Source organism: Microvirga sp. CF3016, from assembly GCF_036314085.1.
In the GTDB taxonomy this organism is placed as follows: domain Bacteria; phylum Pseudomonadota; class Alphaproteobacteria; order Rhizobiales; family Beijerinckiaceae; genus Microvirga.
Genome location: NZ_JAYGGM010000009.1, coordinates 100,030 through 119,534, shown reverse-complemented (window position 1 = coordinate 119,534; position 19,505 = coordinate 100,030). Strand labels below are relative to the sequence as shown.

Below are 19,505 nucleotides of genomic sequence, written 5' to 3'. Positions count from 1 at the left end.
GGGGCACCTTGGAATGATGAATTGGCGGCCGCGTTGGCATTGCCGCACCTTTCGGGCATTATTGACCGACCGGTCGGTTAGTCAAGGAGATTTCGGACTTCCCTGTAGAGGCGCTATGCCTCGACAGGCTTGGCCAACCGTGAGTAGTTGAAGAAGGAAGGAATAGGGCGGCAAGCGTCGCTGTAGTTATAATATATTCGGGGTGGGCTTAGATGGCCGCGTTTGTAGAGAGCTTGCTGGACAGGTTTCACGGTCAGATACCCATCCGGGCAGGCTCGCTGATAGTGACGGTCTTCGGAGATGCGGTGGTGCCTCGGGGTGGGGTGCTGTCCTTGGCCTCGCTGCATGAGATCATGCGGGCGTTCCGCATTAGCGACACGCTCGTCCGGACGGCACTGTCCCGCCTCGTTGCCGAGGGCTGGTTCGAACGCTCGAAGGTCGGGCGCAACAGCTATTATCGTTTGACGCCGCAGGGGCAGGAGGCCTTCGCCCAGGCGACGCAGCGCATCTATGCCGATCCGCCCCAGGATTGGCGGGGATCCTTCGATCTCCTCCTCCTTGAGAACGCCCAGGACCGGAGCGCGCTCAAAAGCGAACTCTCGGCAGCAGGCTACGGTGCCCTTGGGCCCGATCTCCTCATGGCTGCTACGGCCTCGGCCGACCAGACAGGACTGTTCCTGAGGCTCGCCGCGACCCCAGCCGATCTGCCGACCGCCCGGCGGTTGGTTGAGCGCGCATGGCCGCTCGCGGAAATCGAAAGCCGCTACACGCGTTTCATCGATGCCTATTCGGGCACTCTCGGGGCTCTGGAGCGGGGCGCCGGGTTCACGAATCTGGAGGCGCTGCTCGTCCGCATCCTGCTGATCCACGATTTCCGCAGGGCCGTCCTGAAGGACCCTCTGTTGCCGGCCCAGCTTCTTCCTGGGTCCTGGGCTGGAACGGCGGCCCGCGCGCTCTGTGGCAAGATCTACAGGACACTCCTCCCGGCGGCAGAGCAGTGGATTAATACCCATGCCCAGAGCGACGCCGGACCGCTGCCCCCCGTCGACCGGAATTTCAGGCGGCGCTTCGGGGCCGCAGAGCCGGTCGCCGAATTGAAGCTCGGCTGATGGAAGTGTTACATAAATTTCTTGAATAATACATTTTTTGTGACATATTGGAGAAGCCTCCGGTAAGCTGGAGAGGCATGTCGCCTGCGCGCCGGCAACCAAACGGGCGCCGAGGGGTGGCTCCGACAGGCAAGGCTCCTGTTCCCGCCCGGTACGGCTCAGTCTCTTTAGGACAGCCGTGGGACGAGGGCTCACGAGGCAGCGAAGTCAGGGAGAAGCGCCGTGTACGCACAGATGGTGAAAACGGGCGTCGAGCACATTCAGTCCAAGGAGGAGATGTCTCCGGAGGAGCGTGCCTTCCAGGACCGGATCGATGCCGACATCAAGATCGAGCCAAAGGAGTGGATGCCGGAGGCTTACCGCAAGACCCTGATCCGACAGATCTCCCAGCACGCTCATTCCGAGATCATCGGCATGCAGCCGGAGGGCAACTGGATCACCCGCGCTCCGACCCTGGAGCGCAAGGCCATCCTGCTCGCCAAGGTGCAGGACGAGGCCGGACACGGGCTCTATCTCTACTGCGCGGCCGAAACGCTGGGGGTAAGCCGCGACGAACTCATGGAACAACTTAACAGCGGCAAGGCCAAGTATTCCAGCATCTTCAACTATCCGACACTCACCTGGGCTGATATCGGCGCCATCGGCTGGCTCGTGGACGGCGCCGCGATCATGAACCAGGTGCCGTTGCAGCGCTGCTCCTACGGGCCCTATTCCCGCGCTATGATCCGCATCTGCAAGGAGGAGAGCTTCCATCAGCGGCAGGGCTATGACGCGATGACGAAGCTCGCCCGCGGCACGCCCGAGCAGAAGCAGATGGCGCAGGATGCGCTGAACCGCTGGTGGTGGCCATCGCTCATGATGTTCGGCCCGTCCGATGCGGATTCGGTTCACAGCGCCCAGTCCATGCGCTGGAAGATCAAGATCAATTCCAACGACGAGCTGCGCCAGAAGTTCGTCGACCAGACGGTGCCGCAGGCCGAGTATCTCGGCCTCACCGTGCCCGACCCCGACCTGAAATGGAACGCGGAGCGCGGGCATTACGATTTCGGCAAAATCAACTGGGACGAGTTCTATCAGGTCGTCGCTGGCAACGGTCCCTGCAACCGCCAGCGCCTGCGCACGCGCGTGAAGGCTTACGAAGAAGGGCAGTGGGTGCGCGACGCAGCGGACGCCTATGCAGCCAAGAAGGCCGCACGGGCGCAAAGCAAGGCGGCGTGAACGGGAGACAGACAATGACTGATAAGAAGGAATGGCCTCTCTGGGAGGTGTTCATCCGCAGCCAGCACGGTCTCGCTCATCGGCATGTGGGCAGCCTGCATGCGCCCGATGCCGAGATGGCGATCATGAACGCGCGCGACGTCTATACGCGCCGCAACGAGGGCGTCAGCATCTGGGTGGTGAAAGCCTCCGATATCGCAGCAAGCTCGCCGGGCGAGAAGGGGCCGCTGTTCGATCCTGCCAACAGCAAGGTCTATCGGCACCCGACCTTCTATGAAATCCCTGAAGAGCTGGGACATATGTGATGATCGCGCAGGACGCTCTTGTCGAGTATCTGCTGCGTCTCGGCGACAATGCCCTGATCCTGGGACATCGTCTCTCGGAATGGTGCGGTCATTCGCCGGCACTCGAGGAGGATCTGGCACTCTCCAATGTCGCCCTTGATCTTATCGGGCAGACGCAGCTCTGGCTGAACCTCGCGGGTGAGATCGAAGGCAGGGGGCGGGACGCCGACAAACTCGCCTACCTTCGAGACGCCCGCGATTTCCGCAATGTCCTTCTCGTCGAGCAGCCGAACGGCGACTTCGCCGTCACGATGGCACGGCAGTTCTATTTCGATGCCTGGCATTACCTGCTGCTGCGCGAGCTGACCGGATCGAAGGACGCTCGCATCGCCGAGATCGCCGCGAAGGGCCTGAAAGAGGTCACCTACCATCTGGAGCGGAGTCGCGACTGGGTTCTGCGCCTGGGCGACGGCATGGAGGAGAGCCATCGCCGGATGCAGGCGGCCATCGACGACCTCTGGATGTTCACGGGTGAGCTGTTCGAATCCGACGAGATCGACCACGCCATGATCCAGGAAGGCCTTGGACCGGATCTCGCGTTGCTGCACGAACCCTGGCTAGGTCTTGTTAGCACGACGCTTGAAGAGGCGACTCTTATCGTGCCCCAGCCCGGCTGGGCGCAGAAGGGCGGGAAGCGCGGCATTCATTCCGAGCATCTCGGCTACATCCTGGCCGATCTCCAGTTCCTGCAACGCGCCTATCCCAATGCCACGTGGTGAGGAGCGCGGGACGCGATGATCGACAGCCTGACACGGCCGGATCCGGATCAGATCAGACACTGGCTGGCGGAGGTTCCCGACCCCGAGGTGCCGGCCGTCTCCGTCATGGATCTCGGCATCGTGCGCGACGTGCAATGGCAGGATGACGAACTCGTCGTCGCCATCACGCCCACCTATTCGGGCTGCCCCGCCACGAGCGTCATCGCCTTCGAGATCGAAGCGGCCCTGCGGGCGAAAGGCATTGATCGCCTGCGGATCGAGCGGCGCCTCTCGCCACCATGGACGACGGATTGGATCACCCGAGAGGGCCGCCAGCGGCTGGAGGCCTACGGCATCGCACCACCGGCGGAGAACGCCGGCGGACCGTCTCCGTTCGACCGCTTTCTGCGCAAGCCATTGACGATCGCCTGCCCACGCTGCAAGTCCGAGAACACGGACCGGGTGAGCGAATTCGGATCGACCCCGTGCAAGGCCCAGTACCGGTGCCGCGATTGCCTCGAGCCTTTCGACTACTTCAAGTGCATTTGAAACGAGCGGACGCTCCATGACCAGGTTCTACCCCGTCACCGTTGCCGACGTGCGGCGCGAGACCCGCGACGCGATCGTTCTGACCCTCGACGTGCCGGACGAGCACAAGGAGGCCTTCCGCTTTTCGCCAGGGCAGTACCTGACCCTGCGCACCCACATCGACGGCGACGAGGTGCGGCGATCCTATTCCATCTGTGCAACTCCGATGGAGGGCCGGCTGCGCGTCGGCATCAAGAGAATGGCCGGCGGAGCCTTCTCTAGCTGGGCCAGCGAACAGCTCGCCCCTGGACAGATCATCGAGGCCATGCCGCCCATGGGCAATTTCTTCGTGCCCCTCGATGAGACCCGGAAACGCCACTTCGTGGGGTTCGCCGCAGGCAGCGGCATCACGCCGCTGCTCAGCATCATCAAGACGACGCTCGTCGCCGAGCCGCAATCCTCGTTCACTCTGTTCTACGGCAACCGCGCGTCGAGCTCGATCATGTTCCGCGAGGAGCTGGAGGATCTCAAGAACGAGCATCTCGACCGCTTCAGCCTCATTCACATCCTCAGTCGTGAGCAGCAGGATATCGATCTTTTCAACGGGCGCCTGACGAAGGAGAAGTGCGACCAGCTCCTGGACCACTGGATCGACGCGTCGTCCATTGACACCGCTTTCATCTGCGGGCCGCAGGACATGATGCTGGGCGTCGCCCAGAGCCTCGAAGAGCATGGCTTCGACAAGCGCCAAATCAAGTTCGAGCTTTTCGCTACCGCGACTCCGAGCCGCCGTCAGCGCAGGCCCGAGGAGGCATCGACGGAGGAGAGCAGGAACCTGTGCGAGGCCACCATCGTGATTGACGGTCGCGCCAGGAGCCTGTCCTTCGAGAAAGGAACGGCTTCCGTGCTTGACGCCGCGACAGCCGAGGGACTGGAGCTGCCCTATGCCTGTAAGGGCGGCGTCTGCTCCACCTGCCGGGCGATGCTGGTCGAAGGCGAGGTGGACATGGACGCGAACTTCGCCCTGGAGGATTACGAAATCGCCCGGGGCTATATTCTGACCTGCCAGAGCTATCCGGTCAGCGACAGGATCCTGGTCGATTTCGACAAATGATGGAGAAGCTGCCATGGTCGATGAAGAAAGCCTTGTCAGCTTCGTGGCCGGCGGCGGGCGTCTGAGCGCTCCCGACAATGTCACGCCCCGCTATCGCGGCGAGCTCATGCGCCTGATGGCGATCTTCGTCGACTCCGAGATGGCTGGCGCCTCGGGCTTTGCCGATTGCATCAATCTGGCTCCGAGCCTCAAGGAGCGGATCATCGCGACGCGCATCGTCCTCGACAAGTTCAACCATGCACGTCAGGTGCTGGACCTGATGGAACAGTTCGGCGCCAACACGGCGCAGTATGTGGGTGCGCATCCCTGGGCATCCCGTCTCGACCGCAGCGTCAATCTCGGCACGCGGCGCATGGACGGCGACATGCGTCTCAACGTGTTTCACTACCCGATCAACGGCTGGGTCGACGCCGTGGTGATGAACTGTCTGATGGGGCAGGCCACGGTGGTGCAGCTCGAGGAGCTGACCCGCGGATCCTATCAACCGCTTGCCGACGTTCTTGCCGATATCGTTCCCGTCGAGAAACGTCACGCAGAACTCGGGCAGCAGGGATTGCAGGCAGCGCTGGAGAGAGGCCACGACAGGACCGACGCTCAGGCCTCGGTCAATTATTGGTACCCGCGCGTGGCCGATACCTTCGGCAGCAGCACGTCGGATCATTTCGCCCAGCATCGAAAATACGGCTTGCGCCAGAAGGGCAGGGAGGAGCTGACGGCGCAATGGCAGAGACTCGTTCATCCCATGCTCTCGCGCTTCGGCCTTGGTGTCCCAGGGTATGCATCGCGCGAAATCGGCGACCAGGTCTCCCTGCAGTAACGGTCGACCCTAAAGCAGAATGCTATTCCGCAGCGCTGGCACGCCGTGACGAGGCCGCGGGTTCCACATGGAGATTGCGGGTTCCGTCCACGATAAGCTGTGAGACGAGTTCGGCATAATCCGCGCGAGTCACCTCGCCCGTGCTTTTGAACCAGAGATAATGCCAGTTGATCATGCCGAAGAGGGACATGGTGACGGGCTTGAGCAGCTTGGTGCCCTTGAGCTGCGGCGCAACGCCTGCCACAGCATCGGAGAAGATCTTGACAAGATCCCGCTCCATGTCCTTGAGTTCGCCTTGGCGGTCCGACGTGAGCAGGCGCATGCCATTGATCTGCACGTTGTGCTGGGCGTCGGCATCGCGGTAGGCCTCGAGCAGAGCCGCAACCAGCTCCTTCAGACGGTCGGCCGGCGCGAGGTCCGGGCGGTCGGCTGCTTCCACGACTTCGAGCAACTCTTCGAGATGGAAGCGGATGACGTCGAAGAGCAGTTCTTCCTTGTCCTTGTAGTAGTGATACAGGTTGGCCTTGGAGACGCCGCAGGCCTCTGCGATCTTGCTCATCGAGGCGCGATCGTAGCCGTGCTCTGCAAAGAGTTCGGCCGAGCGATCGAGGATCGCCCGGCGCTTATCGTCGTAATCGGTAGCACGGGTACGGGCCATGGGTCTCTTCTATTCTTTCGGTCTGCGGTCGATCACACGTCTCGCCTTGCCGAGCGAGCGCTCGATGCCTTCAGGATCGAGGACATTGACCTGGGCCGTGATGCCGATGGTATCCTTGATCGCTTGACTCAAGCGTTCCGCAGCCGCCTTCCGGGTTTCCGGATAATCGGCATCCGGCCGGATCTCCGCCTTGATCTCCATCTCGTCCATACGTCCCTCCCGGGTCAGGATGATCTGGTAATGGCCCGACAGGGTCGGAATGGCGAGGAGCTTCTCCTCGATCTGGGTCGGGAAGACGTTGACGCCGCGGATGATCATCATGTCGTCGGTGCGGCCGGTGACCTTCTCCATCCGGCGCATGGTGCGCGCCGTGCCGGGTAGAAGGCGCGTCAGGTCTCGCGTGCGGTAGCGGATGACGGGCATGGCTTCCTTGGTCAGCGAGGTGAAGACGAGCTCGCCTTCCTCGCCATCCGGCAGAACCTCGCCCGTCACCGGGTTGATCACCTCGGGATAGAAATGGTCCTCCCAGATATGCAGCCCGTCCTTGCTCTCCACGCATTCGCAGGCGACACCTGGCCCCATGACTTCGGAGAGGCCGTAGATGTCGACGGCATGGATGTCGAAGGATTCTTCGATCTCGGCCCGCATCGCGTTGGTCCAAGGCTCGGCGCCGAAGATGCCCACCTTCAGCGAGGATTGACGTGGGCCAAGGCCCTGCTTCTTGAACTCGTCGAGGATCGCCAGCATGTAGGAGGGCGTGACCATGATGATGTCGGGCTGGAAGTCCTGGATCAACTGCACCTGGCGCTCGGTCATGCCGCCCGACATGGGGATCACCATGCAGCCGAGGCGCTCGGCGCCGTAATGCGCGCCCAATCCGCCGGTGAAGAGGCCGTAGCCATAGGCCACATGCACCTTCATGCCCGAACGCCCGCCGCTCGCCCTGATCGAGCGCGCGACCACGTCGGCCCAGGTGTCGATGTCGCGCTTGGTATAACCGACGACCGTGGGCTTGCCGGTGGTGCCCGACGAGCCGTGCACGCGGGCGATCTGGTTTTGCGGAACGGCGAACATGCCGAAGGGATAATTCTCCCGCAGGTCGGCCTTGGTGGTGAAGGGGAATTTGGCCAGGTCGCTCAGGTCCTTGAAATCGTCCGGATGAACGCCCGCTGCTTCGAACTTCGCCTTGTAGTGCGGCACGTTCTCGTAGGCGTGGCGCAGGGACCAGGCAAGGCGCTCGCGCTGCCAGGCGGCGAGCTCATCCCGCGAGGCCAGTTCGAGACGATCGAGATCGGTCGTCTGGGGCTTGAGTTCGGACAGCTTGCGGAGCGGGATCTGAAGCAAGGAAACCTCCCATTCTTTCCTATTGGCTGTCTGAGCCGAGAAGCGTTCCGGCAATGGTGCGGGAATGGCCGCGGAATTCGGCAATCACCTCGCCTTTGCCGTCGCGGACGGTGACGTCATAAATGCCCGAGCGGCCCGAGCGATTGCGCTCCACCGCATGGGCTGTGAGCATATCGCCCCGCCGACCCGGCTGCAGGAACGTCACCGCGCAGTGCTGGGCCACCGTGCGCTGGTCGTAGGTGTTGCAGGCGAACGCGAAGGCCGAGTCGGCGAGCGTGAAGATGAATCCGCCGTGGCAGATGCCGTGTCCGTTCGCCATGTCGGGACGGATCGTCATGGAGAGGACGGCCTCGCCGGGCGACACGCGCTCGATCACCATGCCCAGGCCTTGGCTCGCCTGATCCTCGGCCCACATGGCCGCGGCACAGGCTTCTGCGATCTCGTGCGGCGAACGTCCTGAGGTCGGCGCTTGTGCGTCCATCAGGCCCTCCCGGTGAACTTCGGCTGCCGTTTTTCGAAGAACGCGGTGACGCCTTCGATGTAGTCCGGCGTGCGGCCGGCCTGCCCCTGAAGGTCACGTTCCAGGTCGAGCTGCCGGTCGAGATCGTTCGTCTCGGCGGCATCGAGCGCCTGCTTGATCAGGCTGAGCCCGACGGTCGGCTGCACCGCGAAGTGGGCGGCGAGCCGATGCGCCTCGTCCATCAGGCTGGCATCGTCGACGACTTTCCAGATCATGCCCCAGGCCTCCGCCTGCTCGGCCGAGACAGGTTCGGCCAGGAGGGCAAGGGCGCGGGCTCGCACCGGGCCGACGAGGCGCGGCAGGAACCAGGTTCCGCCTGAATCGGGCACGAGGCCGAGCTTCGCGAAGGCCTGGATGAACTTGGCCGAGCGGGCCGCCAGGACGATGTCGCAGGCGAGGGCGATGTTGGCTCCGGCCCCCGCCGCAACGCCGTTCACTGCACAGATCACCGGCATCTGCAGGGCGCGCAGCTTGCGTACGAGTGGATTGTAGAGGCGCTCCAGGGTGGCGGAGAGGTCCGGAACTTGACCGGGGCTGAAGACCCGGTCCGACAGATCCTGGCCGGCGCAGAAGCCGCGTCCTGCACCCGTGAGCACGAGAGCCCGACAGGTGTCGTCGGCTTCCGCATCGAGAAGAGCGGACATCAGGGCCGCATGCATCGCCTCGTTGAAGGAGTTCAGACGATCGGGCCTGTTGAGGGTGAGGACCCGATAACCCTCTCGATGATCCGTGATGACGAGGTCGTTCTCCACCATGGCCCTCCCGAATGTTCGCTGACGGCAAGCGGCCGATCTTGCGACTTGTTTACTATTGACCAACCGTCCGGTCAATTATATTGATGGAAGAAACAGCGTCAATGAGCCAACACTCGGCCCTTCAGGGAGCAAAGCGGGATGGCATGTTTCGACGGCCGACAGAATACGCGAGCACAGCAACGCCAGCTTTGCGCGAACCTGTCCGATGGCGCCTTTCTCGCAATGATCTGCAGGCTCTTGGCAGCCTGATCCCTTGCGCAACAACAAGAACAACAAACGACAACGAAACCCGGAGGAAACCCATGAACGCGAAGGCAACTCTCAAGACACTATTGGTAACGAGCGCCATGTGCCTCGGCCTCTCCCATGGCGCGCTCGCTCAGGGCACTGTCAAGATCGGATCCGTTCTCTCGGTCACTGGGCCGTCGTCCTTCCTGGGAGAACCTGAAGACAAGACGCTGCGGATCTATGTCGACAAGATCAATGCGTCCGGTGGCGTCGCCGGCAAGAAGATCGAGCTCGTGATCTACGATGACGGCGGAGATGCCAACAAGGCGCGCACCTTCGCGACCCGCCTCATCGAGGACGACGAGGTGATCGCCATGGTGGGGGGAACGACCACCGGCTCCACCATGGCGATGATACCCGTGTTCGAAGAGGCGCAGGTCCCCTTCATCTCGCTCGCCGGCGCCATTGAGGTGATCGACCCGGTGCGCAAGTTCGTCTTCAAGACGCCGCATACCGACAAGATGGCCTGCGAGAAGATTTTCGAGGATCTGAAGAAGCGCAACTTCACCAAGATCGGCATGATCTCGGGCACCGACGGATTTGGAGCTTCCATGCGCGCGCAATGCGTCAAGGTCGCGCCGAGTTACGGCATGCAGATCGTTGCCGATGAAAGCTACGGCCCACGCGACAGTGACATGACCGCTCAGCTCACGAAGATCAAGAACACGGCCGGCGTGCAGGCTGTGGTTAATCCGGGCTTCGGCCAGGGACCGGCCATCGTGACCCGCAACTATGCCCAGCTCGGCATGACCAACATCCCGTTCTATCAGAGCCACGGTGTTGCTTCGAAAAGCTTCATCGACCTGGCTGGCGCGGCTGCCGAAGGCGTTCGCCTGCCGGCCGCGGCGCTTCTCGTCGGAGACAAGCTGCCCGAGAACGACCCGCAGAAGAAGGTCGTGACGGAGTACAGGCAGGCCTACGAGAGCGCGACGAAGCAGCCGGTCTCGACCTTCGGGGGGCACGCCTATGACGGTCTCTTCATTCTGGTCGAGGCCATGAAGCGTGCGAACTCGACCGACCCGCAGAAGATCCGCGACGAGATCGAGAAGACGAAGGGCTTCGTCGGCACCGGCGGTATCGTGAACATGTCGCCCACGGACCATCTCGGGCTCGACCTCTCGGCTTTCCGCATGCTCGAGATCAAGGGCGGCGACTGGAATCTGGTGGCCTCCGGAAGCTGATCTCTCGCTGCAACGATTGGACGGGGGCTGACGAATTGCCTTCCGTTCGGCAATCTCAAGGTCGTGGGGCCGCATGATGGCCGAGTTCCTCCAGTTCCTCATATCCGGTCTAACGGTGGGAGCCGTTTATGCGCTGGTCGCCCTCGGCTTCACCCTGATCTACAACGCCTCAGGCGTGGTGAACTTCGCGCAGGGCGAATTTGTCATGCTCGGCGGCATGGTGACGGTGTTCGCGTCGGCTGCCGGAATGCCTTTGCCTCTGGCAGCTCTCATTGCCATCTGTGCCGCCATCGCGATCGGTCTTCTGCTCCACCGATTCGCCATCGAGCCGGCACGCGGTGCATCGGCCGTGACGCTCATCATCATCACCATCGGCGCATCGATTCTCTTGCGGGGTGTTGCGGCGATCGCCTTCGATAAACAGTTTCACAAGCTCCCCGCATTCACGGGCGACACTCCTGTCGACGTGCTGGGCGCCGCCGTGCAGCCGCAGAGCTTCTGGGTTCTCGGCGGAACGGCGGTTGTCGTCCTGGCCCTTTATGTCTTTCTTGAACATACGCTCGTCGGCAAAGCCGTGCTGGCAACGGCGGCGAACCGATTGGCCGCACGCCTCGTCGGGATCAACACGACCACGATCATGGCGCTGGCCTTCGGCGGCTCCGCAGCCATCGGGGCGATTGCCGGCATCCTGGTCACGCCGATCACCCTGACGAGCTACGATGTCGGCACGCTGCTCGCCCTAAAGGGCTTTGCCGCCGCCATGCTGGGCGGCATGGGCAATCCGGTCGGCGCGGTGATCGGCGGGCTCCTGCTCGGTTTGCTGGAGGCCTTCGGCGCGGGGTACATCAGTTCGACCTACAAGGATGCCTTCGCCTTCCTGGTCATCCTCATCGTCCTGTTCGCCGCGCCTCAGGGCCTGTTCGGACGCCGTGTCGTGGAGAGGGTGTGAGAATGCGTGCTCTCCTGAACCAGCGCTTCGTTACGCTCGCCGTGCTGGCGGTCGTGATCGCCGTTCTCCCTCTCCTCTTTCCGTCGAGCTACTATTTCCGCGTGGCCTCTCTCGTATGGGTATCGGCGCTCGCCGCCATCGGCCTTAATATTCTCATGGGGCAGGCGGGCCAGGTCAGCCTGGGGCACGCGGCGTTTTTCGGCATCGGCGCCTACGCGGTCGCCATCGGGCCGACGCATCTCGGCATTCCACCCTGGGCGGCGCTTCTCATCGGTGCGGTCCTCTCGGCTGCTCTGGCTTATCTGGTCGGACGCCCGATCCTGCGGCTCAAAGGGCATTATCTCGCCATCGCCACTCTGGGTCTCGGCGTTCTCGTGGCCCTCGTCATCACGACGGAAAGCCGCTGGACCGGCGGGCCGGACGGCATGCCGGTCGAGAGGTTGTCCCTCTTCGGTTGGCGGGTGAGCGGGTCCTATACATGGTACTGGGTGACCGGCGGGCTTCTGCTCGTCGGGACCTGGATTGCCCTTAATCTCGACGAGACGCCGACCGGGCGAGCCTTCCGCGCGCTGCACGACAGCGAGGTGGCGGCACAGGTGGTCGGCGTCGATGTGGCACGCTTCAAGCTGCAGGCCTTCGTGATCGCTGCCGTCTATGCATCGCTGGCAGGCTCTGCACTGGCATTCATGAACGGCTTCATCAATCCGGATCAGGCAGGTTTCCTGCACTCGGTGGAACTCGTCACCATCGTGGTCCTGGGCGGGCTGGGATCCGTCGTCGGGAGCATCGTCGGTGCTGCCGTTCTCGTGACGCTTCCGCAGGCCCTGACGATCTTTCAGGAATATGAGCATCTCCTGCTCGGCCTCATCATCATCGTGGCGATGATCTTCATGCGCAACGGCATCGTGCCGAGCCTCTCAAGCCTGCTCCTCCGGAGGGCACGCTCATGAGCATCCTCAAGGCGACGGATATCGGGATTTCCTTCGGCGGCGTGAAGGCTGTTGACGGCGTGAGCTTCTCGGTCAGTCTTGGGCAGATCCTGTCGATCATCGGTCCGAACGGGGCAGGCAAGACCACCCTCTTCAACATTGTGTCCGGCGTGTATGCAGCGAGCGGTGGATCGATCCATCTTGCCGGTGAGGATGTGACCGGACTTGCACCCCACGAGCTGGCCGCGCGCGGGCTGTCTCGCACCTTCCAGAACCTGCAGATCTTCCAGCGTATGACTGCGTGCGAAAACGTGATGGTGGGGCGCCATCTCCAGGAGAAGTGCCGTCTTCTGCCAGCCTTGTTCCGCACTCCTTCCGTGACGCGCCAAAATCGTGAGACGCGGGCGGCGTCTCTCGCTCTTCTCGCCGATGTGGGCTTGAAGGACGTCGCGGATATCCCTGCAGGCTCGTTGCCTTATGGCGCCTGCAAGCGCCTCGAGATCGCCCGTGCACTTGCCGCAGAACCGCGCGTGCTCCTTCTCGACGAGCCTGCCGCCGGCTGCAATGCGGTGGAGACCGAAGAGATCGATCACCTGATCAAGCAGGTTGCCGAACGCGGAGTTGCAGTCGTCCTTGTCGAGCACGACATGAAGCTCGTGATGAAGATTTCCGACAGGATTCTCGTGCTCGAGCGGGGGCGGCCGCTGGCCGAGGGAACGCCGCGGGAGGTGCGCGATGATCCAAGGGTCCTTGAGGCTTATCTGGGACAGCACGGCGCACGGGAGGCAGCCCGTGCTTGAGGTCGAAGGCCTGCGCAGCGCCTATGGCCGGATTGAGGTGCTAAAGGGCGTCACTCTCGAGGTCCAGGTTGGCGAGATCGTCGCGCTGGTCGGCTCGAATGGCGCGGGCAAGACCACGCTGCTCCGCGCACTTTCCGGCGTTCAGCCAGTCACCGGCGGCGAGATCCGGTTCAAGGGCCAGCGCATCGACCGTCTGCCGCCACATCAGAGGGTGGGCCTGGGCATTACGCAATCGCCGGAAGGCCGGCAGGTGTTCGGCCCCCTGACCGTCGAGGACAACCTGCGGCTTGGTGCCTACCGCCGCCGCGACAAGGAGATCGACGATGATCGCGACCGCGTCTATGCGATGTTCCCGATTCTGGCCGAGAAGCGGAATCTTCTCGCGGGCGGCTTGTCGGGTGGTCAGCAGCAGATGCTGGCGATCGGCCGCGCTCTCATGGGACGTCCCAAGCTTTTGCTGCTGGATGAGCCGTCACTCGGCCTGTCGCCGCTTCTGGTCGACCAGATTCTCGATGCCATCGTGTCGCTCAAGAAGGACGGTATCACGGTACTTCTCGTCGAGCAGAATGCCAGCGCCGCTTTGGCGATTGCAGATCGGGGCTATGTGCTTGAAACCGGCAAAGTCGCCTACAGTGGAGCGGGTTCGGCTCTCCTCGCCGATCCTCAGGTCAAGGCAGCCTATCTCGGCATCGAATAGTCAGCCAGTCGCGTCTTGTGTCCGTTCCATGGTCTGCCTGGCAAGGGCGAGAGCCTCCTGAAGCACGGCTTGATTGCCGATGTGATTGGCGAGGATCAGCACGAGGGCGGAGTTGAGCGCAGCGCTCTCTTCGTCCGACAGCCCCCGATGAGCCTCGATCAGAACGCGATAGGCACGATCCGGATCCGGAAAACGGCTCTCGGTCATCAGGGCGGTCATGCGCGATCTCCCTCAAAATCCCTCAGGCGGCGGGAGGCTCGTTCGATCTGCGGCGGCGTCGCGTGACGCCAGCGTGCGGCAAGATGCTGGTCTGGTCGGACCAGATAGGTGCTGCCCGGTGTAGCGTCGAAGCGCTGGGCGAAGAGGCCTTGCACATCGATCAGGTCATCGCCGATGACCACGATGCGCTTGCCGTTTGGTAATGTGTCTCCGTTAGGCACGTGAATGATGGTCTCCTCGCCACCGAGCGCTTCGAGCAGCCAAATCGGCTGGCCGCTGCGGCTCAGCATCGGAGCATCGGGCAGAGGCGCACCGAGATGCGCAGAGCCGGACCAGGTGTCCCCATCCGGCGTCGACAGAGGCGTCTCATAGGTCGTGGGCATCGACAGGCGGCCGGAATTCACCATGCGCTTGGCAAACGGGGCTTTGCGGGCGAGAGCAAGAACTGCGTCACGGAAGCGTTGCTCCTGCGCCGAGCGCGGAGCGATGAAGTCCGTCGAGCGGGTCGAATGACCGATATTCTCGTCCGCGGCTGCCGAGCGCTCGATGTCATAGGTATCGATCAGGCCCTCGGATGCTTCGCCCAGGAGGACGAGCGCAAGCTTCCAGGCAAGATTGTCCGCGTCCTGAATGCCGGAATTCGCACCGCGTGCGCCAAAGGGAGAAACCTGGTGAGCGGAGTCGCCCGCAAAGACCACGCGGCCATGGACGAAACGCTCCAGACGTCGGCACTGGAATGTATAGACTGAAACCCATTCGAGGCTGAAGGCATCATGCCCCAGCATCTGGCGCAGCCGGGGAATCACATGATCGGGCGATTGCTCCGCCTTTGCATCCGCATCGGGGCCAAGCTGCAGGTCGATGCGCCAGACATCGTCAGGTTGCTTGTGAAGAAGGGCAGAGCGTCCATCGTGGAAGGGCGGATCGAACCAAAACCAGCGCTCTGGCGGAAAATCGCCTTTCATCTTGACGTCCGCAATGAGAAAGCGATCTTCAAAGACTTCGCCTTTGAAGTCGAGCCCGAGCATCCCGCGTAAGGCAGAACGGGCACCGTCTGCCGCCACGACCCAATCGGCGTCCACATTGTAGGATCCTTCGGGTGTCTCAACGGCAAGCGATACCCCGTCATTGCGACGCTTGAGACCACTCACCCTGTTGCGCCAGCGGATGTCGAGATTAGGCAGTTGGGCGGCACGCTCCACGAGCGCATGCTCCAGATAATATTGCTGAAGGTTGATGAAGGCCGGCATCTTGTGCCCGTCCTCGGGCAGAAGGTCGAAAGCGTAGAGCTGATCGTCGCGCTGGAAGACCTTGCCGAGCTTCCAGGTCACGCCTTTCTCGAGACAGGCTTTGGCGACGCCGAGCCGGTCCAGGATTTCAAGGGTGCGCTTGGCATAGCAAATGCCGCGCGATCCTTCTCCGATCCGGTCCGCATCGTCGAGGAGCACCACAGGGACGCCGCGCTGCGCCAGATCGATGGCGGTGCACAGCCCGACGGGCCCCGCACCGATGACGATGACGGGGCGGCGGACCGGAGAGAGTTGATCCTGGTCCGGGCTGCGGCGGTAGCCGAACTGGTAGAGGATCTTGCGGCTGTTCATGGCGCCTCCCGCCCCATCGCTTGATGTCACCCTTGCAGGGCGGCCCACATCTCGCGGTCGCGCTCGGCGGTCCAGATCACGGGATGATCGATCCCGGAGGCCTCGTCGAAGGCGCGCGAGACGTTGAACGGCAGGCAGTGCTCGTAGATCGCGAAGTCGCCGAACTTCGGATCCATGACGTTCCGGGTCGCAGCAAAGGTTTCCTTCAAAGAGCGTCCCCGCGCCGCTGATAGCTCGGCGGCACCGTAGAGCGTGCTGACGAAGTCCCGCGTCATCGCCACCGCCTCGCGCGCCGCCTGCTCTCCCTGCAGCGCATCGCCGCGCCCCGGCGCAATCGCCTTGGGCTGGAAGTCGAGAATGGCATCGAGTGTCTGTGGCCATTCGCGCAGGTAAGCGTCGCCGCAATAGCAAGCAGAGTGATATTCAACCAGATCGCCGGTGAACATCACCTCGGCATCCGGCACCCAGGCGACGATGTCGCCCGCCGTGTGGCCGGCCCCGAGATGGAACAGCTTGATCTCGCGCTTGCCCAAGAATACCGACATCCCGCTCTCGAAGGTCAGCGTCGGCCAGGTCAGGCCGGGCGGGATGCTGCTCTCGCCGCGGAACAAGCGCGGGAAGCGGCCGATCTCGGATGCCTTGTCCTGCTCGCCGCGCTCGATGATGAGGTCAAAGGTGGTAGTGGAGGCGATGATGCCCTGCGCGTTGTAAGCGGACGCGCCAAGCACCCGTACGGCGTGATAATGGGAGAGCACAACGTATTTGATGGGCTTGTCGGTTACCGTACGTACGCGGGCTATCACGTCCTCGGCCATGGCGGGTGTGGCCTGCGCATCGATGACCATGCAGCCGTCGTCGCCGACGATGATGCCGGAATTTGGATCACCCTCGGCCGTGTAGGCATAGAGATCCGGGCCGATCCTGGTAAACGACACCGTCTTAGCGCTGGTGTCTCCTGTCGAGGCGAAAGCCTTCTCGGCCATGGCGATCCTCCCTGTCGTTATTGGTGGCCCATCTGCAGGCCTGCACAGGCCGCAATTCAAAAGGCCGGTGTGTTGAGAACAGGGTAATCGTGATCCTGCGACCGTCAAGTTCGCGGCGACAAGAAGGACTTAACGCTGATCGAAGCGTAGGGGTGCACTGACCGTGAATTGCGACTGTGGCACGGAAGCCGGCGCTGCCGGGAGAGATGAGCCGGGGCGCACCGTCGCCAGCGCAGCCTGATCCAATAAAGGATTGCCAGAACTGCGCACCAGAGAGGCACTGATGATTTGCCCTGAACGGTCCAGCGTGAACCGTACCTCCGCAGTACCGGAAATCCCTTGCCTCTCCGCCGTTGGCGGATAGCGCAGACGGTTCTTCACTGCAGCATAAAGCGTTGCCCTGTAACGCCTCATAGCATCCGGATCGGCTGAGGCTGCCGAACCGCTCATGTTTTCGCGCGAGGCTGAAACCTGTCCCTGACGCGCTTCCGATGGAGGTTGCGGCTGCTGGGCGACGGTTCGACGAGGAGGGGGCTTCCGCTCGACCAGCTTCGGTGGGGGCTTCTTCTCTGGTTTAGGTTCAGGCTTCGGTGCCGGTTTTTCCTCCAGGGGCTTTGCGACCACCGCTTCGGGGGGCGGCAGCGCGACGACAGCTTCCGCCTCGGCTTCCGGTTGAGCGGGCAGCGCTTCCACAGTGACTGCTTCCGTCACCGGCTCGGGTTTGGATGCTTCGGCCACATCTTGGGGCCGGTCTTGGACGACTTCCTCCGGGGATGAAGGCTCAACCGTGTCCGGTTCGGTCGGTTGGACTTCTTCGACGGGCGGTGCTGCCTGGGCGGACATCTCCGCAGCTGCCACCGACACGACCTCCTCCGTGGCGGGCGCGAGATCGATGGTGATCTCCTGTTCGCCGGGTGGGTCCTCCGCATCGGACGGCCAGAAGCTCACGGCCGTCAGCACCGTCCCATGCAGAAGGAGTGCCGTGAGGAAGGCGACACCAAGCCGGCTCGGCTCCTGCGTGGGTCTGAGAGTTTGAACGGACATGAATTTGCTGCAGATCCTACTGAGCCGGCGTGCCGCTCGGGGCTTGCGCGATCAGGGAGACCTTTTGGAAGCCTGCGGTGTTGATCTGGCCCATGATCTCGATGATGCGACCGTACGGCACGGCCTTGTCGCCGCGCACAAGCACGACCTGGCTTGGATCTGCGCTCGCGAGTTGTCGCAAGCGCGACATCATGGTCTCGGCGGCAAGGGGTTCCTTGTCGAGGAAGGGCTGACCCTGCGCGTCGATGGTGACCACGACCGGCCGCTTCGGCTGCGACACTTTCGGTGCCGCCGTCTTCGGCAACTGGACGGGCACGCCGACGGTCATCAGTGGTGCCGCCACCATGAAGATGATCAACAGGACGAGCATCACGTCCACGAGCGGCGTAACGTTGATCTCGGAGAGTGGCGCAGCGCCGAACTCGTCGTCCGTGTCCTGCGTCCGGATTGGCCCCATACCCATTATTCGGCAGCCTCTGCTCGGACGTGGGGCTTGCGGTCACGGGCCAGGCGATCGCCGAGAGCCGTGATGCCGGCAGCAAAGGATTGCTGCAAACGTCCGAGATCGGTCGTCAGCTTGTTGTAGGCCATTACGGCCGGAATGGCGGCCACGAGACCGATGGCAGTTGCGAACAAGGCCTCAGCAATGCCAGGTGCCACAACGGAGAGGCTCGTATCCTGGCTCGCAGCGATGGCGGAGAAGGAGTTCATGATGCCCCAGACCGTGCCGAACAGGCCGATGAAGGGCGCCGCCGATCCGATGGTTGCCAGAAAAGGCAGTCCGATCTGAAGCTGGCGCATGTCGACGGACAGAGCGGCCCGCATGGCCCGCTCAATGCGCTCCCGCCGCTCCGCGCGGCTCTCGGAGACGTCCTGATCGCGCCAGGCCTCGTGTCCCGCGGCGACGATCCGGCCTGTCGCACCGGGCATCTGCGGATGAAGCTTGTCCCCCGAACGGGCCGCCGCTTCGAAGGCGCGGGCTTGGCGACGGATGCTTCTGAAGCGCAGAAGCTTCTCGAAGATGATGGTCCAGCAGCCGAGAGACGCCAGGACAAGCAGGATCATGACGCCCTTGACGATCGGATCGGCTTGGAGAAACAGACCGAGGAAGGACATGTCATGCGTTGCTGCGGGCATGATCTCGTTCATGATTCAATCTCACTTCACGAAGGATACGGTGTCGATCTTCGAGGCCGTCTCAATGCCGGACAGGCAATCCTCCCGCGAAGTGGTAGAGCCTTCGCAGGTCAGGACATCGTTGAGGAGAACTCGTCCAAAGCGGGAGCAGTTCAGCCCAGGGAAATCGAAAAGCTTGATGAGGGTCTTGCGGCGTGGCACCGGACCGACTTCGACGGCGAGCCTTTTTGCCGCCACGCCATCGGTGTCGAGAGCAAACAGATCGAGCTTCAAGGATTTCCAGGTCTCGCCCTTCTGATTGTCGATGAGAAAATAGGTCCGGCAGCTTTCTCCCGACGCCTCGATCTTGTTCAGTTCAATCCGCAAGGAGTTTGAAGGCGATGTACCGTCTTGAGCAAGGGAAGTCCCGCTGAAGGGCAGGAGAAGGGCCAAGCAGGCGACGATGCCGGCTGCAAAGCCAGGCTCATTCCAGGTGCTCATGCCCATGAACTCGTTCTCCTTATGATGGCGAGCGACTGCCCGACGTGATGTCCAGCTCAGCCCATCAACGGAAGGGCTGAGCGCACGTGTCT

23 protein-coding genes are annotated in these 19,505 nt (G+C 62.8%); 12 read left to right on the top strand and 11 right to left on the bottom strand.

Going from position 1 to position 19,505, the window contains the following annotated elements; all coding sequences use genetic code 11:
• Positions 1 to 212: 212 nt before the first annotated feature.
• From VB672_RS14830 to VB672_RS14800, 7 genes are all read left to right on the top strand, one after another.
• Positions 213 to 1,109: a PaaX family transcriptional regulator gene (locus VB672_RS14830; protein WP_329784969.1), complete on the top strand. Its 897-nt coding sequence runs from the start codon at positions 213 to 215 to the stop codon at positions 1,107 to 1,109.
• A gap of 222 nt (positions 1,110 to 1,331) precedes the next feature.
• Complete coding sequence (paaA, locus tag VB672_RS14825; protein WP_329784968.1) at positions 1,332 to 2,327, top strand: 1,2-phenylacetyl-CoA epoxidase subunit PaaA; 996 nt, start codon at positions 1,332 to 1,334, stop codon at positions 2,325 to 2,327.
• A gap of 14 nt (positions 2,328 to 2,341) precedes the next feature.
• Positions 2,342 to 2,632 (top strand): 1,2-phenylacetyl-CoA epoxidase subunit PaaB, encoded by a 291-nt coding sequence (gene paaB / locus VB672_RS14820; RefSeq protein ID WP_181050377.1) that lies wholly within the window; start codon positions 2,342 to 2,344, stop codon positions 2,630 to 2,632.
• The gene (gene paaC / locus VB672_RS14815) at positions 2,632 to 3,390 is read left to right on the top strand and encodes a 1,2-phenylacetyl-CoA epoxidase subunit PaaC (protein WP_329784967.1); all 759 of its coding nucleotides are present in this window, start codon (positions 2,632 to 2,634) and stop codon (positions 3,388 to 3,390) included. The genes paaB and paaC overlap by 1 nt, the downstream gene beginning before the upstream one ends.
• Before the next feature lie 18 nt (positions 3,391 to 3,408).
• Positions 3,409 to 3,918 (top strand): 1,2-phenylacetyl-CoA epoxidase subunit PaaD, encoded by a 510-nt coding sequence (gene paaD, locus VB672_RS14810; protein ID WP_442932062.1) that lies wholly within the window; start codon positions 3,409 to 3,411, stop codon positions 3,916 to 3,918.
• A 16-nt stretch (positions 3,919 to 3,934) separates the two neighbouring features.
• Positions 3,935 to 5,011, top strand: coding sequence for a 1,2-phenylacetyl-CoA epoxidase subunit PaaE (paaE, locus tag VB672_RS14805; RefSeq protein WP_329784965.1), 1,077 nt, complete (start codon positions 3,935 to 3,937; stop codon positions 5,009 to 5,011).
• 13 nt (positions 5,012 to 5,024) lie between these two features.
• The gene (locus tag VB672_RS14800) at positions 5,025 to 5,828 is read left to right on the top strand and encodes a Phenylacetic acid catabolic protein (protein ID WP_329784964.1); all 804 of its coding nucleotides are present in this window, start codon (positions 5,025 to 5,027) and stop codon (positions 5,826 to 5,828) included.
• Between the two features lie 22 nt (positions 5,829 to 5,850).
• Here the strand turns inward: VB672_RS14800 and VB672_RS14795 are convergent, their stop codons facing one another.
• From VB672_RS14795 to paaG, 4 genes are read right to left on the bottom strand one after another with little or no spacing between them, the layout of a single operon-like run.
• Positions 5,851 to 6,486 carry a TetR/AcrR family transcriptional regulator gene (locus VB672_RS14795; RefSeq protein WP_329784963.1) on the bottom strand — a complete coding sequence of 212 codons (636 nt, stop codon included), beginning with the start codon at positions 6,484 to 6,486 and terminating at the stop codon, positions 5,851 to 5,853.
• Between the two features lie 9 nt (positions 6,487 to 6,495).
• Complete coding sequence (gene paaK, locus VB672_RS14790; protein ID WP_329784962.1) at positions 6,496 to 7,830, bottom strand: phenylacetate--CoA ligase PaaK; 1,335 nt, start codon at positions 7,828 to 7,830, stop codon at positions 6,496 to 6,498.
• A 19-nt stretch (positions 7,831 to 7,849) separates the two neighbouring features.
• Positions 7,850 to 8,311, bottom strand: a complete 462-nt coding sequence (gene paaI / locus VB672_RS14785; RefSeq protein ID WP_329784961.1) for a hydroxyphenylacetyl-CoA thioesterase PaaI — start codon at positions 8,309 to 8,311, stop codon at positions 7,850 to 7,852.
• Complete coding sequence (paaG, locus tag VB672_RS14780) at positions 8,311 to 9,102, bottom strand: 2-(1,2-epoxy-1,2-dihydrophenyl)acetyl-CoA isomerase PaaG (RefSeq protein ID WP_329785099.1); 792 nt, start codon at positions 9,100 to 9,102, stop codon at positions 8,311 to 8,313. The genes paaI and paaG overlap by 1 nt, the downstream gene beginning before the upstream one ends.
• A 350-nt stretch (positions 9,103 to 9,452) precedes the next feature.
• On the opposite strand from paaG, the gene VB672_RS14775 reads away from it, so the two are divergent.
• From VB672_RS14775 to VB672_RS14755, 5 genes are all read left to right on the top strand, one after another.
• Positions 9,453 to 10,574, top strand: a complete 1,122-nt coding sequence (locus VB672_RS14775; RefSeq protein ID WP_329785098.1) for an ABC transporter substrate-binding protein — start codon at positions 9,453 to 9,455, stop codon at positions 10,572 to 10,574.
• A 76-nt stretch (positions 10,575 to 10,650) separates the two neighbouring features.
• Positions 10,651 to 11,523, top strand: a complete 873-nt coding sequence (locus VB672_RS14770; protein ID WP_329784960.1) for a branched-chain amino acid ABC transporter permease — start codon at positions 10,651 to 10,653, stop codon at positions 11,521 to 11,523.
• A 2-nt stretch (positions 11,524 to 11,525) separates the two neighbouring features.
• Complete coding sequence (locus VB672_RS14765; protein ID WP_329784959.1) at positions 11,526 to 12,473, top strand: branched-chain amino acid ABC transporter permease; 948 nt, start codon at positions 11,526 to 11,528, stop codon at positions 12,471 to 12,473.
• Positions 12,470 to 13,252: an ABC transporter ATP-binding protein gene (locus VB672_RS14760; protein WP_329784958.1), complete on the top strand. Its 783-nt coding sequence runs from the start codon at positions 12,470 to 12,472 to the stop codon at positions 13,250 to 13,252. The genes VB672_RS14765 and VB672_RS14760 overlap by 4 nt, the downstream gene beginning before the upstream one ends.
• Positions 13,245 to 13,949: an ABC transporter ATP-binding protein gene (locus tag VB672_RS14755; RefSeq protein ID WP_329784957.1), complete on the top strand. Its 705-nt coding sequence runs from the start codon at positions 13,245 to 13,247 to the stop codon at positions 13,947 to 13,949. Before VB672_RS14760 ends, VB672_RS14755 begins: the two co-directional genes overlap by 8 nt.
• Here the strand turns inward: VB672_RS14755 and VB672_RS14750 are convergent, their stop codons facing one another.
• From VB672_RS14750 to VB672_RS14720, 7 genes are all read right to left on the bottom strand, one after another.
• The gene (locus VB672_RS14750) at positions 13,950 to 14,168 is read right to left on the bottom strand and encodes a DUF2783 domain-containing protein (RefSeq protein ID WP_329784956.1); all 219 of its coding nucleotides are present in this window, start codon (positions 14,166 to 14,168) and stop codon (positions 13,950 to 13,952) included.
• Positions 14,165 to 15,769 (bottom strand): FAD-dependent oxidoreductase, encoded by a 1,605-nt coding sequence (locus VB672_RS14745; protein ID WP_329784955.1) that lies wholly within the window; start codon positions 15,767 to 15,769, stop codon positions 14,165 to 14,167. The genes VB672_RS14750 and VB672_RS14745 overlap by 4 nt, the downstream gene beginning before the upstream one ends.
• A 26-nt stretch (positions 15,770 to 15,795) precedes the next feature.
• Complete coding sequence (locus tag VB672_RS14740) at positions 15,796 to 16,752, bottom strand: MBL fold metallo-hydrolase (RefSeq protein WP_329784954.1); 957 nt, start codon at positions 16,750 to 16,752, stop codon at positions 15,796 to 15,798.
• 129 nt (positions 16,753 to 16,881) lie between these two features.
• On the bottom strand, positions 16,882 to 17,712 hold the full coding sequence (locus VB672_RS14735; protein ID WP_329784953.1) for an energy transducer TonB family protein: 831 nt from the start codon (positions 17,710 to 17,712) through the stop codon (positions 16,882 to 16,884).
• Positions 17,713 to 17,812: 100 nt separating this feature from the next.
• The gene (gene tolR, locus VB672_RS14730) at positions 17,813 to 18,259 is read right to left on the bottom strand and encodes a protein TolR (RefSeq protein WP_329784952.1); all 447 of its coding nucleotides are present in this window, start codon (positions 18,257 to 18,259) and stop codon (positions 17,813 to 17,815) included.
• Entirely contained in the window at positions 18,259 to 18,945 is a 687-nt protein-coding gene (locus VB672_RS14725; RefSeq protein WP_329784951.1) for a MotA/TolQ/ExbB proton channel family protein, read from the bottom strand. The genes tolR and VB672_RS14725 overlap by 1 nt, the downstream gene beginning before the upstream one ends.
• A 9-nt stretch (positions 18,946 to 18,954) precedes the next feature.
• Entirely contained in the window at positions 18,955 to 19,413 is a 459-nt protein-coding gene (locus VB672_RS14720; protein ID WP_329784950.1) for a Tat pathway signal protein, read from the bottom strand.
• Between the last annotated feature and the right edge of the window lie 92 nt (positions 19,414 to 19,505).